Source organism: Thermomicrobium sp. CFH 73360, from assembly GCF_023806465.1.
In the GTDB taxonomy this organism is placed as follows: Bacteria; Chloroflexota; Chloroflexia; order Thermomicrobiales; family Thermomicrobiaceae; genus Thermomicrobium.
Genome location: NZ_JAMSLS010000007.1, coordinates 76,820 through 90,124, shown reverse-complemented (window position 1 = coordinate 90,124; position 13,305 = coordinate 76,820). Strand labels below are relative to the sequence as shown.

At 64.5% G+C, this 13,305-nt stretch carries 7 protein-coding genes; 5 read left to right on the top strand and 2 right to left on the bottom strand.

Going from position 1 to position 13,305, the window contains the following annotated elements:
• Positions 1–12 precede the first annotated feature (12 nt).
• The 4 genes from NET03_RS11590 (at position 13) to NET03_RS11575 (ending at position 8,961) form a co-directional block, all read left to right on the top strand.
• Complete coding sequence (locus NET03_RS11590) at positions 13–897, top strand: hypothetical protein (RefSeq protein WP_252129086.1); 885 nt, start codon at positions 13–15, stop codon at positions 895–897.
• Positions 884–3,844: a DUF1156 domain-containing protein gene (locus tag NET03_RS11585; protein ID WP_252129085.1), complete on the top strand. Its 2,961-nt coding sequence runs from the start codon at positions 884–886 to the stop codon at positions 3,842–3,844. Before NET03_RS11590 ends, NET03_RS11585 begins: the two co-directional genes overlap by 14 nt.
• Positions 3,845–4,601: 757 nt before the next feature.
• Positions 4,602–8,240, top strand: coding sequence for a DEAD/DEAH box helicase (locus NET03_RS11580; RefSeq protein WP_252129084.1), 3,639 nt, complete (start codon positions 4,602–4,604; stop codon positions 8,238–8,240).
• Between the two features lie 352 nt (positions 8,241–8,592).
• Entirely contained in the window at positions 8,593–8,961 is a 369-nt protein-coding gene (locus tag NET03_RS11575) for a hypothetical protein (RefSeq protein WP_252129083.1), read from the top strand.
• Positions 8,962–9,674: 713 nt separating this feature from the next.
• Here the strand turns inward: NET03_RS11575 and NET03_RS11570 are convergent.
• A complete protein-coding gene (locus NET03_RS11570; RefSeq protein ID WP_252129082.1) occupies positions 9,675–10,109 on the bottom strand; it encodes a cupredoxin domain-containing protein in 435 nt (144 codons plus the stop codon).
• Between the two features lie 570 nt (positions 10,110–10,679).
• Complete coding sequence (locus NET03_RS11565; protein ID WP_252129081.1) at positions 10,680–11,591, bottom strand: ribonuclease Z; 912 nt, start codon at positions 11,589–11,591, stop codon at positions 10,680–10,682.
• A 116-nt stretch (positions 11,592–11,707) separates the two neighbouring features.
• Between NET03_RS11565 and ggt the strand changes: the two genes are divergently transcribed.
• Entirely contained in the window at positions 11,708–13,303 is a 1,596-nt protein-coding gene (ggt, locus tag NET03_RS11560; protein WP_252129080.1) for a gamma-glutamyltransferase, read from the top strand.
• The last annotated feature ends 2 nt before the right edge of the window (positions 13,304–13,305 follow it).

The following is a 13,305-nucleotide window of genomic DNA, read 5'->3' as shown; positions in this document are numbered from 1 at the left end:
GGAGCGCGCCGGATGCTCAAGTTGCCGCTCCTGCGCAACGATGTCGTGCTGGTGGCACCCGGTCCGTCTCCGTGGGGTGAGCATGGCGTCTGGGTGGGCCGGCGTCATCTCGCGGTGTGGTGGCCGGGTGACGGCCCCTGGCCGGAAGGGTGCTTCCGGAACCTCAGACCGTGGGGGATGGCGTTCATCCTTGAGCGGGTACGACCGCCACTGCTCGCGCGTCTTTTCGGTAGGCGTCGCCGCCCGGCGAGCCTGATGCTCGGCGGCGTTCTTTCCCCCTCTCTCCCGTTCTGGTGGCGGGCCGCGGTGCGACCCTGTCCAGAAGCGGCTGCAGAGCTCTTGTTTGCCTCCGGCCCGCTGGTTGCTGTCCTCGACTCGGCATCGTTGGCGAAGGCAGCCAGACGTGCGATCCGGCTCACGGGTAGGCAGCAGGCGCAGGGTGTCTTTCTGAGTGTTGTGCCGGGGCCGGACGGGCCGCTGGCGCGTCTGCAGAGGAAGGATGGCCGTGCGGAGGAGATCCCACTGGTCGGGGAATTGGCCGTGGACGAGCCGGTTGCCGTGCCAGCGGCCTTACCGCGCTGGTTATGGTGGGCTGGCTACCGTGATGGTGTTTATCGGCTGACACGGCCGTCGATCGGGGGCTGGGCACTCTGGTGGGGGCAACCCCATAGCGGCCTGGCTGCTCGCTCCTGGGTCGATGATCGAGGAACAGTGGTGCAGTATCGACCGCGGGCGGGTGCGAGCGGCTCTCCGCGCGCAGCCCGCGCATCGGGCACGGTGGCCACGGGGAAGCGCAGCGGAACTGGAAGACACAGCCGCACCGAGTGCTGCCGGGCAGTAGCGGCAGAGGAGCTTCCGCGTCAGGATAAGAAAGGGACGCGCCATGAGGCACGGTGAGGAAGCAGGGGCGACGACGAGGGTGCAGACAGGGCCTCTCTTAATCGAGGAGTGGCTGCCAATCCAGGAGTTGGGCATCGAGGCGCAGCGCGAGCGGTCGGCGAGCAGTGCTTTGCCGCCCCTCTATTTTCTCCACGTCTGGTGGGCGCGGCGGCCGTTGGTGGTCAGTCGGGCGGCGGTGCTGGCGAGTCTCTTACCAGCCTGGCGGCCGGATTGGCCAGAGCCGCTGCGGCAGCGCTTTCCCACTCGCGAGGCCTACCACAGCTGGTTCCGCTGGCTCTTGGGGATCCATGGCGATCCGGTCGCTGCCCGCGCCAGGATTGCCGAGGCCGACGCCCGCGGTGAGCGGCTCGCGTACGGGGCATTCGGTTACAAGCGCGCGTTCATGTTCTCGCCGCTTGAAGAGGAGCTGGCTGCTCTGGTGCAGTTGCTTGCAGATCACTGGGAAAGTGACCTTGTTACGGTGCTTGACCCTACAGCAGGTGGTGGCTCTATACCCCTCGAATCATTGCGGATCGGGCTAACGGTGCATGCGAACGAGCTCAATCCGGTTGCCGCTGTTATCCTGTGCGCTACGCTTGATTACCCAGCCCGTTTTGGTGAAACTCTGGCCGAAGAGATTCTGCAGTGGAGCGCTCGTCTTATCGGGCGGTTGGAGCCACCACTCGAAGTCATCTACCCCCGCGAGTCGAACGGTCTCGTCCATGCCTACCTCTGGGCCCGTACCGTCGCCTGTCCCCAGACCGGGAAGCCGATTCCTCTCTCCCCGAACTGGTGGCTCCAGCGAGACAACCGTGCCCATGTCGCGGTGCGGCTCCTTTGCCAGCCTGACTGGCCGGAGTGTCGTTTCGAGATCGTGCGCGGTGCGGAGGCCGACCGCGTCGCGGAGCAGGGGACCATCCGCCGCGGCGACGCCGTCTCTCCCTGGACCGGGCAGGTGGTCGACGGGGACTACATCAAGCGGGAGGCGCAGGCCGGTCGCATGGGCCAGCAACTCTATGCCGTCGTTGTCAAGACGGCGCGGGGTATCGACTTCCGTCCGCCGACTGAAGCTGACCTTGCTGCGGCGGCGGCCGCCGAGGCCGAGCTGGCCCGCCGCCTTCCCATCTGGCTGGCCCGCGACGTGCTGCCGGATGAGGAGATCCCGCTCGGCAATAAGACTGCTGAACCGCTCCGCTACGGCATGACCCGCTGGCGGGATCTGTTCAACCCACGACAGTTGCTCGCGCTCGGGACGACGGTCGAGGCGTTACGGGCGTTGGAGTCGGAGTTGTTCGCCGCATTGCCGGCCGACCGCGCCCGGGCCGTCCTGACCTACTTGGCGTTGGCGGTGGATAAGCTGGCCAACTACAACTCACGATTGTCGTGTTGGCACTCGCGGCACAGTACCATTGCCAATACCTTTGACCGCCATGACTTCAGCATGAAGTGGAGCTATGCCGAGATGGCGGTGGTGGCGGCGGGTAAGGGGCTTGACTGGGCGATCAACCAGGTGGTCGATGCCTACCGTGGGATCGCCCAGCTGACCCAGCCAGCCCGGCTGCCACTCTGGCAGCGCCAGGGTCAGTCCCCGGTCGAGCGTCTGCGCATCACCCAGGGCGATGCCCGGAATCTTCGCCATCTCCCGGACGGCTCGGTCCACCTGGTCTGCATCGACCCGCCCTACTACGACAACGTCCAGTACGCAGAGCTTTCTGATTTCTTCTATGTCTGGCTCAAGCGCACCGTGGGGCACCTCTACCCGGACTGGTTCTCTGCCCCGCTGACCGAGAAGGATAGCGAGGCGGTGGCCAACCCGGCACGGTTCGCTGCACTGGGTCGGCGCGGCCAGGCACAGGATTTGGCACGGCGGGACTACGAGCGCAAAATGACCGCCATCTTCCAAGAGTGTGCCCGCGTCCTGCGCTCAGACGGCGTTCTGACGGTCATGTTCACCCACAAGAGAGTCGACGCCTGGGACGCGCTGGCGCAGGCGCTGATCGACGCGGGCTTCCAAGTGACTGCGTCCTGGCCAGTCCACACTGAGTCAGAGCACAGTTTGCACCAGGCCAAGAAGAACGCTGCGCGTTCGACGATCCTGCTGAGTTGCCGCAAGCGCCCATCAGGTGAAGGGGCTGTCTGGTGGGACGAGATCAAGCCGCTCCTGCGGCAGCGGGTCCGGTCCCGTGCCCAAGAGCTGGCAGCGTGGGGGTTGCACGGAATCGATCTGGTGCTGGCGACCTATGGGACGGCGCTCAGCGTCATCTCGGCGCGCTGGCCCGTGTTGACGAGTCAGGCCGACGCGCAGGGGCGACCTATCCCGCTCCGTGCCGAGGCGGCGCTCGATGCGGCGCGGGAAGAGGTGCTTGGGCTGGTCCGTGAGCGGCTCCTGCATGGGCAGCGGATGCAGTTTGATCCGATCAGCGACTGGTACTTGATGAGCTGGGAGATGCTCAAGGCACGGGAGTTCCCATTCGACGAGGCCCGCAAGTTGGCGCTAGCCACCGGTGTGGAGCTGGAGCGCGAGATTCTGTCGGGCGCGCGTCTGGCCCAGAGGGCCAACGATGCAGTCAAGCTCCTTACCCCCAAGGAACGGTGGCAGCGCAAGGCGGTGACGGTTGACGGGACGCCGACACGCCTTGTGGACGGACTGCACATGGCGCTTGTCCTGACTGAAGAGGACGGTGTGGGGGCGGCGGAGCGTTACCTGGAGCGCGTCGGGCTGCGGCGGGACAATGCCTTCCGGGCCTACGTTGCCGCGCTGCTGGAGGCGATCCCGCGGCAGCGCGGCCGGGACGGTCGTCTGCAACTTCCCGAAGCGGAGTGGCTGGAGGCCCTGCGCGCCTACTGCTACCCGGATATCGCACCGCCGCAAGAGCCGGAACAAAAGCACGTGTATGGCCAGGCGCGGCTGGTGCTGGGCGAGGATGGAGCAGACGCGGAGGACGATGAGGACAGCGCCGAGTAAGTCCCTCGGCCGAGTCAGTGCGGCTGAGGCAGCCGAGGCTTTCATGATGCGCCGGTATCGGGAACACAGCGCTGGAGGGACTGGATCTGTCGGGCCAGGAGCAGCTCGTCCACGCGGCGGCAGCGCGTACACCCCAACGGGGAGGCGGCTCCGGCTCGGCCTCCGGGCTGCTCCGCAACCGCTGCCGGGGCGGTAGTGCGACGTGAGGTCGACCCGCTCGCCCCTGGTACGAATGGACGCAGTCAAGGTTCCGGCACGGGATATTCTGGCAAGGGCGAGTCGTTTGCCCAGACGGGATTGCAGTCGTCGAGCGCGATGTCGGCGTCCGCCCGTCCTTGGGGCCGTTACCTGCTGCAGGAGGTTGGTGCGTGGCTCGTGTCGGATGAGAGTTGCTGAGCAGGGGATGGCGGCTCAGGTTGCTGCGTGCAGGGGGTCGGCGCCACGGCATCAGGCGTGACTAGCCTTTGGAACGGGTGGAGCAGACCTCGTGCGCCGTGGCAAAGTATTCGCGGTCACTCTGCGCGGTAAGGCAGCGCGACTGGCTGAGCCGGGATGTTCGGTCGTCCCTCGCTCTCCTGGAAGCGTGGTGGGGAAGAGTCACGGGCACGGTTGGATCACTGGCTTCCGCCCCGCGGTCCATGCGGGACTTCCCGCTCGTGAGGGTTCGCTCGCTTGCGCCGTGAGGGGACTCAGCGCACCGGGATGGTGCCGGATGACGCTTCTGCTGTGTTGTCGGTGAGGGAGAGGCGCGGCAGGCATGCAGGTAGCGGGCGCTCCAGACCTACGCAGTTATCCCTTCGCCCCTCGGTATGGCGAGGGTGATGATCGGCTCCACCGCTTCTACTTGCCGGCGCTTGAGCGGAGTGTGCGCTATGACCGAGCGACCGGATTCTTTTCCAGTTCGGCGCTTGCCGTGGCGGCCGCCGGAGTAGCGCGGCTGGTTGCCAACGGCGGTCGCATGCGCTTGTTGGTCGGCGCGGCGCTCAGCCCGGAAGATGTAGAAGCAATTCTTTACGGGGAGGCCCTCAGCGCGGTCGTCGAGCAGCGGCTCTTGCAGGGGTTGGCCACAGTTGAGGAACTCTTGGAGCGGGAGCGACTCGCAGCCCTGGCGTGGCTCGCGGCTGAGCAACGACTCGAGATCCGTGTCGTGTTACCGTTGGGGCCACGTGGACAACCACTGGCAGCAGAGGCTGCGGCGCCGTACTTCCACGTGAAATACGGTCTGTTTACCGACGCCACCGGTGACCAAGTTGCGTTTGAAGGGAGTGTCAACGAGACTGCTGCGGGGTGGGTACAGAATTACGAAGCGCTCGCTGTCTACTTTTCCTGGGATGAGTCCCGTCGGTACCTTGAGGGTATTGCGCAGCAGTTCGAGCGACTCTGGCAGGGGGAGGAACAGCGCTGGCGGACGCTTCCCTTGCCGGATGCCGTGCGCCAGCACCTGCTGCAGTACCGAACTGATGAGCCCCCGCTCTACGACCCGCTGGAACGGGTCGTAGTGCCTGTGCCGGAAGTGCGCGAGGAATCTGCGATCTACCAGGCAGGACCCGACGCCAATGGGGCGATTGCGCGCTTCTTGCTTGACCTACCGCGCGTCGTCGGTGCCCGTTGGGTCGGACTCGCCACAGCGCCGGTTGTGCCGTGGCCACACCAACGACGCGTTGTCGAGCGATTGGTCGAGAAGTATCCCGAGCGATTCCTGCTCGCCGACGAGGTGGGATTGGGGAAGACGATTGAAGCAGCACTGGCCTTACGCGAGCTCCTGCTCGGCGGGCGTGTGCAGCGGGTCTTGTTGCTCGTGCCGGGAGGACTGGTTCGGCAATGGCAGGAGGAGCTCCTGGACAAGGCAGGACTCGCTGTTCCGCGCTACGATGCGGGGAGGCTCTGGTCCGCCGAGGGAGGCAGTTTTCCTATTGAGCTGACGGAGCTCCTGGAGACGCAACCGCTGCTGTTGCTCTCGAGCCACCTTGCCAAGCGACGCGATTGGGCGGAGAAGCTTCTCCAGGCCCAGCCGTGGGACTTGGTGCTGGTCGACGAGGCGCACCACGCACGGCGGGACGCCGATGGGCATCCGAACCGCTTGCTGTCTTTGTTACGCGAGCTGAGCATGCGGACACGTGGGCTCTGGCTGCTCACAGCCACGCCGATGCAATTGCACCCAAGCGAGCTCTGGGAACTCCTCTCACTCCTCGGCCTCCCGGGTCGGTGGGGGGCGAGTCCTGAAGACTTTGTGCGCTACTTCGAGCAATTCCGCCGTACCGACGGGGAGGAGCCGGACTGGACATTCCTTCTTCAGCTCGCTCGCGAGGAGCTCGCGGTACGTGGTGGCCTCGATGATGAGTTCGTCGCAGGCACGCGAGAACGTTTGGGGTTGGCCCGTTGGAAGCAGATCGCGCGACTGTTGACGACGGACGGAGCCAGTGACCCGCCGCGGACACTTGATGCCGAGTCGAAGGCTGCACTGCGGCTTGCGTTGCGCCGGTATACACCCGTTCGCCGACTGATGCTCCGTCACACCCGGTCATTGCTCCGCCGGTACCGCGAAAGTGGGCTGCTCAGCGAACCGCTCGCTGAACGCGATCCTGCGGTGCAGTGGGTCACGCTCACTGATCCGGAGCGTGCACTGTATGACCGGATAGAGGAATACGTCACGGAGTTCTACGCACGGTACGAGGCTGAACGGCCTGGACTGGGCTTTGTGATGACGATCTACCGGCGTCGGCTCACCTCGAGCTTCGCGGCGGTGCGACTCAGTCTGGAGCGACGGTTGGCGTTCCTGGAGAGGCGCAGTACCGATATTGGTCTGACGGAAGAAGACGTGTCTGACGAGGAACTCGACCGTGATCTCCAGGAACGGCTCAGTGATATTGATCGCTGGGCGACGGAGGAAGAGATCCGTTACCTGCGCAGTTTCCTCGGAGATCTCCAAAATCTTCGCGGTGACTCCAAGCGTCAGCACCTGCGGCAGTTGCTGGAGCGCCTCTTTGCCGAATCAGAGACGGTCGCCGTCTTCACGGAGTACTACGATACGCTTCTTGATCTCCGTGAGCACTTGGTGCCGATCTACGGAAGTCAGGTTGCTTGCTATTCCGGTCGTGGGGGCGAGGTCTGGCGAGACGGCAGGTGGGAGCCAATCAGTCGGTCGGAGCTAGCGGGGTTGTTCCGTGAGGGACGACGCGTGCGGCTACTGCTCTGCACCGACGCGGCGAGCGAGGGTCTGAACCTGCAGACCTGTGGCGTCCTGGTGAACTACGACTTGCCCTGGAATCCAATGCGGGTCGAACAGCGGATTGGTCGCTTTGATCGGATCGGTCAACGCCATCCCGTGGTGCGGATCGTGCACCTGCTCTATGACGATACGGTCGAAGCAGAGATCTACCTGCGCTTGGGGGAGCGGATCGATTGGTTCCGCAATGTGGTTGGCGAACTGCAGCCGATCCTGACACGGGTCAGCGAAGACATTCGGCGGCTCGCGGTCGCACCGGAGGCCGAGCGTCGTCGGGAGTTGAGGCACCTCCTGGAGGAGCTCGAGCGGGAACTCGCGCATCGCGAGGAGCAGGACCTCCTGCGGACATTGCTCGAACCGGACGCGGCAACCTCCCAAGTGACAGGATGGTCACCACCGGTCACGCTCTCTGAGCTTGAGCAAACGTTGTTCGAACTCCCAGCCGTTGCCGATGTCTTCCGCCGTCACCCGCGGATGGAACGGGTGTACCGCGTCTTCGACGATGCGGGGCGGGTGACCGTCACGCTGGACCGTCGCACCTACGAGGAGCGTCGAGAGGAGTTGCGGTTTCTCACGTACGGTCTTAAGGTGCTCGAGACACTCTTGGAGCGTGCTCTTGGCGAACTCCCACCGCATCTCCTGCGGCTGACGGACGAAACGGGGCGGGTTGGCTATTACTGGCTGGACGGTGACCGAGCGGTGCCGATCACGTCACTGCGCGAATTTCGTGAGGCGGTGACGGCCTCAGGGGCGTGGACAGAGACTGCCGTCCGCGTGGCGGAACAGGACTTTGCTGCGCGCTGTGCGGCTGAGCGTGAGCGTGAGGCGGCACGCGAGGCGCAGTTGTGGTCTGTGCACCGAAGTGCACTGGAAGCCCAAGCGCGTGCGGTTCTGCGGGAGGCGGCGGCGATCGAGTCGGCCCTTGGGCGTGGTGCAATGATTCAGGACTTGGCGAAGCGAGGGTATCCGTGGGCGCCACTCCTCCGGCTGGTCCGGATCGACGGAGAGGATGCACGCGCCGTTCGCGAGCTCGTGCCCTCGCTCCGGCAACGATCACGCGAGCAGCTAGACGGGCGACTTGGTTACCTGACGCAGGTTGCCCAGGAGCTCGTGAGCCAACTTACCGCTCTGGCCTCGACAGACAGCGGTGCGGGGCGTGTGGCGAGGTGAAACGGGGCTGGGTGATGCCTAAGTTTTGGCTCAGGCACCGCGTGACATGTGTCGGCGTGCTCGCCGAACACGCGCTGCTGCGTTGGACGACCACACGGTGGTTCGTCAGCTCTGCGATACTGATGTCATGCTCACAGCGGACGGACGGCGTTGCTGCGGCCGCGTGAGCGGTGTGGGGTCGGGGCAACCTTGGCCAGGCAGAGTGGAAAACCGGTTCACATCGTGCGAATCACGCGTCCTGTTGCTGGCCAAGCGGTACTCCCGCCCAGACGACCGTTCTTGGAGGGGAACGGCGTCTTGCCCTACCGCGGCATGTCAGTCACCAAGTCGTATTCTGGGGGAGGGACAGTCTATGACGACCTACCGTGACGTGCTGGGACCGGTCCTTTCCCCCGCGGCGCTGACGCTGCTCGAGCGGTTGACGCCGCTCATCTGCGCGCTCTATGAGATCGAACTCCTGCTCGAGATGGAAGTGCCGGTGGCTGAGCACCAACGGCTGCGTGAGCGCTTGACCGGTCGGCTGGAGCGGATTATGGCAATCCTTCCACCGGACGTATCTCCAACTGCCAACGAGGTCTTCACCGCTGTCGAGGTGCTGGTGACCGATGTGCTCGGGCGAGAGCTCCGGGTCGGTGAAGAGATTGCCCGGCTTGAGGTGCTGTCTGACGCCTTCCGCAATGATCCACTGCTCTATCAGCTTGCGCGTGGACAGGTGAATTGACCGGCGCGGGTGCCGTGTGTGGGCTCCGTTCGCATTGGAGGTACTCTGACAAGGGGGGGCCACTTTTCACTCTTGGTGGTCGGTCGTTGTCGCTCGCGGGGACCTGCTTACGGCGCTGGCGCACAGTGGCGGAACCTCTCTTGGCCAGGAGAACATGTGGGAACGTTGCGGCGCTCTTCCCGTGGGGCAGCGGTGGACGGAACGAAGATCAGCCGACGCGGAGCGATAACGACGGGGCGCGAGAACGTCAACACGTGTACCCTGAAGAGAAGAAAGCACGCCAATGACCGCAAGACCTCGGCGGTTGCGCTGTCGTTGAAATCTCCAGCAGAAGCGCATGTGGCAAGGATCTCTGGTGTGCCGCTCGTTGTGTGACGTTGCAAAGCAGGCAGCAGACGTGATCAATCGGCTTCCTCTTCGGAATGGCTTGCCTCGTGTTGCATCTCATCCCCCGAACCCGTGCTTGCGTTCGTCGTGGCAAGGTCGATCCTGCAGATCCCGGTTGGGTTCACTGTCCTCGGGATCTGCTTTCAAGCTCACGCGTCCTTTTTCGGACGGCAAGTGGACTTTCGTGTGACGCCACCTGCATGAATGGTCGCTCCGTGGCGCGGAGTAGAAGGGAGAGGGGGACCGCCATGAGACCCTGCTGGTCCCCCAGTGATTAACTCGCCAGCCCTCCGCCCTTTTGATCGGATTCTGACAGGTCGATTGTCTCAGCGAACGCGGAAGTCGATGTACATGCCGTTCTTGTAGTGCTGAGGGAGGTTACAGAGCAAGACATAATGCCCGGCGGTGAGGTCGAGTGTCATTTCGGCACTTTTGCCTGGGGGCAGTTCGTCCGGCTCGATCTCACCGAGTACTTGGCCAGCCTGTTCCTCTTCCGCCGTCTGCTCCTTTTCGTTGTAGGGCAGCTGATCGGCGGCGAGCTCGGTCTTTAGCACAATCAGCTCGTGCTCCAACTGCCCAACGTTCTTGGCGACAAACCGGACTTTCCCGGCCGGGACCTCGCTCTTATCCGGTTTTATGTAATAGTCCCCAAGTTCCACGTTGACAGTTGTTACGGATTCCCCTGGGCGGCGCTGGCACGCAAGGAGCACAAACGACACCGTGGCAGCGATGAAAGCTCGACGCGTCCCGACAAACACCATCTCCCCACCTCCTCGACGAGCGTCACGAGATACCCGAACTGACAGAGGTGGAGGCGGCCGGGGATAGCAGCACTGCGAAATGTCTCGCTGCCCAACCATGAGCGGAGAGAGCCTCTCCAGCGCGCGCAACGGTGCAGACAGCTGTTCGTGAGTGCTATCTTCTCACTCCGCGACGAAGAGCGCAAGAAGGTGTTGTCTGGTCAGCTGCGGACCTGTCCCGGTGATTGCGATGACACCGAGGGCACGATGGGGAGAGAGGCCCCTCGCGAGCGCCTCGGTGATGTGCGGTGCCCCTTCGGGAGTGCTGGCACGGTGATGACGGTGCCGTGCCCTCGATTGCCAGAGAAGCCGGGAAGCATGGAGTCTGGCACCACCGTGTCGTGCCGCTGTGATCAGCGAGGCGCACCTGTGGCGCTCCATTGGCGGCCTTCGTGTCTGGAACGGCACACAGCAGAGAAGCCGATGCTCCACCACGAAGGGGGCTCCAGTGCGCTGCCACAACGTCAGCCGACCTCTGCCAAGGTGGTGAGCTCGAGAGCGGTGTCTCCCTGGGGGCCAGGCACGTCCGAGTCACTCGTCTCGATACCGTAGCGTCACGGTACGGTGCACCGGGCCGATCTCAGTCGCCGGAAAGATGGTGCGGGCCGTCGGGAGCCAGGTCTCGGGGTCAGTGAGTGAGGGGCTGAAGTGGGTCAACCAGAGTCGCTCCACCTGCGCTGCACGGGCGAGCTCAGCGGCCTCGTGAAACAGCATGTGGCCGCGCTCGACGGCACGCGGAAGCATTTCCGGATCGCCATACATGCCCTCGCAGATGAGGAGGTCGGCATCGTGGACGAAGGGTGGGAGCTCCGGCGTCGGACGGGTGTCTGTCACGAAGGCGACGGTAATGCCGCGGCGCGGTGGACCAAGGACATCGTCGGGTGTGATCAGGCGGCCATCGATCTCGACGGATTCGCCGTGCTGGAGGCGTCTCCAATACAGAACGGGGACACCGAGCGCACGCGCTCGCTCCGGGTCGAAGCGGCGTCCGCGCGGCCGGTGGAGGGTGTAGGCCAGGCAAGGAACGCGATGGGCGACGGGGAGGGCGCGAAGATGGAGTCCTCCCGGCAGGTTGAGTTCAGCTGAACCGGGGAGTTCGAGGACTTCGACCGAAAATGGAAGTGCAGGGACGATGGTGCGCAGCGCGGCGACGATGCGTCTCGTTCCCTGTGGGCCGATGACGCGCACCGTTTCCTCGCGCTCGGCGAAGGCGAGGGAGAACAAGACGCCAGGGAGTCCTGCGACGTGGTCGGCGTGGAGGTGAGTGAGCAGAATGGTGTCAAGATCCCGGAAGCTCCAGCCGGTGTAGCGCCAGGAGATCTGGGTCCCTTCGCCGCAGTCGATGAGGACCGTGTGACCCTCGGAGCGTATCAGGAGCGCTGAGAGCCAGCGCTCTGGCAACGGCATCATGCCTCCGGTACCGAGCAGGCAGACGTCGATCACGCCCAAGCACTCCGTGCCACCATGCACGCCGGTGGCGAATCGTACCACGTTGGGCGGTACTTCCCTGCATGCTACGATGCTCACTGGGATGGGAGACCACGATCAGGAGGTCGGTGATGGCACAGGTTGTGACCGGGCGACCGACGACACTCGCGACCGAGGGGATGGTCGCCACGCCGCATTATTTGGCGACACTCACCGGTGTGCGTGTCCTTCAGCAGGGTGGGAATGCCGTGGACGCGGCGGTCGCGGCGAACGCTGTCTTGACGGTCGTCTATCCGCATATGTGCTCGGTGGGTGGTGATGCCTTCTTCCTCATCTGGGAACCACGCGAAAGCAGGCTGCTGGCGCTCAATGGGAGCGGTCGGGCGCCGGCGGGCATCTCGGCGGAGGAGCTCCGGGCCCGTGGCTACCATGAGATCCCACCAAAAGGACCGTGGGGCGTCACGGTACCGGGTGCGGTCGATGCCTGGGCAACCGTGCTTGAACGCTGCGGTACGCGTTCGCTTGGGGAACTTCTTGAGCCAGCGATCGCTTACGCAGAGCGCGGGTTTCCAGTGAGTCCTCAGGTCGCTCGGGCGATCGCAGCGGAGGCAGAAATATTCCGCCGACAGGAGGCTGCGGCGCGCCAGTTCTTGCCGAACGGACACCCTCCCGCTGCGGGAGAGGTACTTCGCCAGCCGGAACTTGCAGCCAGCCTGCAACTGCTCGCGGCAGAAGGTCCGGACGCGTTTTACCGCGGGCGGATCGCAGAGCAGATCGTGGCGACGCTCCGTGCCGCCGGTGGCGTGATGGCACTGGATGATTTGGCCGCGCACCGGTCCGACTGGGTCGAGCCTCTTCGGACCCGGTACCGGGAGGTGGAGGTGGTCGAACTCCCACCGAACACGCAAGGTGTGACGGCATTAGAGCTCCTGAATATGGTCGAAGGCTTCCCGGTGAGCGAGTTGGGCTGGGGAAACCCGCGACTGGTGCATCTCTTCCTGGAGGCCAAGAAGCTCGCTTTTGCGGATCGCGACCGGTATCTCGGGGATCCAGCGTTTGTCGATGTCCCGGTCAGCCGGTTACTCGAGAAGTCCTACGCGGCGGAGCTCCGGGCACGGATCAATCCCGAGCGGGCAGCAATTCCGCCAGCTCCGAGCTGGGACACAGACACAATCTACCTCTGCGTGGTTGACCGTGAGGGACGTGCAGTCTCGTTGATCCAGAGCCTCTATAACTCATTTGGCAGCGGCTTGGTTGCTGGCGGAATTGTGTTGCAGAACCGTGGGGCCTGCTTCGTGTTGGACGAACACTCACCCAATGTGCTGGCCCCGCGCAAGCGGCCACTCCACACCTTGATCCCCGCGATGCTGCTCCGTGAGGGGCGACCCTGGGTAGTGTTCGGGACAATGGGCGGGCACAGTCAGCCGGTCATCCACCTCCAGCTGGTCACCGGAATCGTCGACTTCGGCTTTGAGCCGCAGGAAGCGGTGGAAGCAGCGCGCTGGGTCTCACGACGCGAGCCGGGGGAAGCGGGTGAGACCGTGTATGTGGAACCGCCGCTCGCGGAGCGGGTAGCGGAAGATTTGAGACGGCGTGGACACCGGATTGCGGTCACGGAGCGGTGGTCGTCGCTGATGGGGCACGCGCACCTGATTGTGATCGGTGACGACGGGGTGCTGCGCGGCGGCTCGGATCCGCGAGCGGAAGGGTGTGCGCTCGGGTGGTGATG

Coding starts and splice junctions, on each gene's coding strand:
- NET03_RS11575 (WP_252129083.1), top strand. CDS start 8,593: ATGACGACCTACCGTGACGTGCTGGGACCGGTCCTTTCCCCCGCGGCG.
- ggt (WP_252129080.1), top strand. CDS start 11,708: ATGGCACAGGTTGTGACCGGGCGACCGACGACACTCGCGACCGAGGGG.
- NET03_RS11585 (WP_252129085.1), top strand. CDS start 884: ATGAGGCACGGTGAGGAAGCAGGGGCGACGACGAGGGTGCAGACAGGG.
- NET03_RS11570 (WP_252129082.1), bottom strand. CDS start 10,109: ATGGTGTTTGTCGGGACGCGTCGAGCTTTCATCGCTGCCACGGTGTCG.
- NET03_RS11580 (WP_252129084.1), top strand. CDS start 4,602: ATGCAGGTAGCGGGCGCTCCAGACCTACGCAGTTATCCCTTCGCCCCT.
- NET03_RS11590 (WP_252129086.1), top strand. CDS start 13: ATGCTCAAGTTGCCGCTCCTGCGCAACGATGTCGTGCTGGTGGCACCC.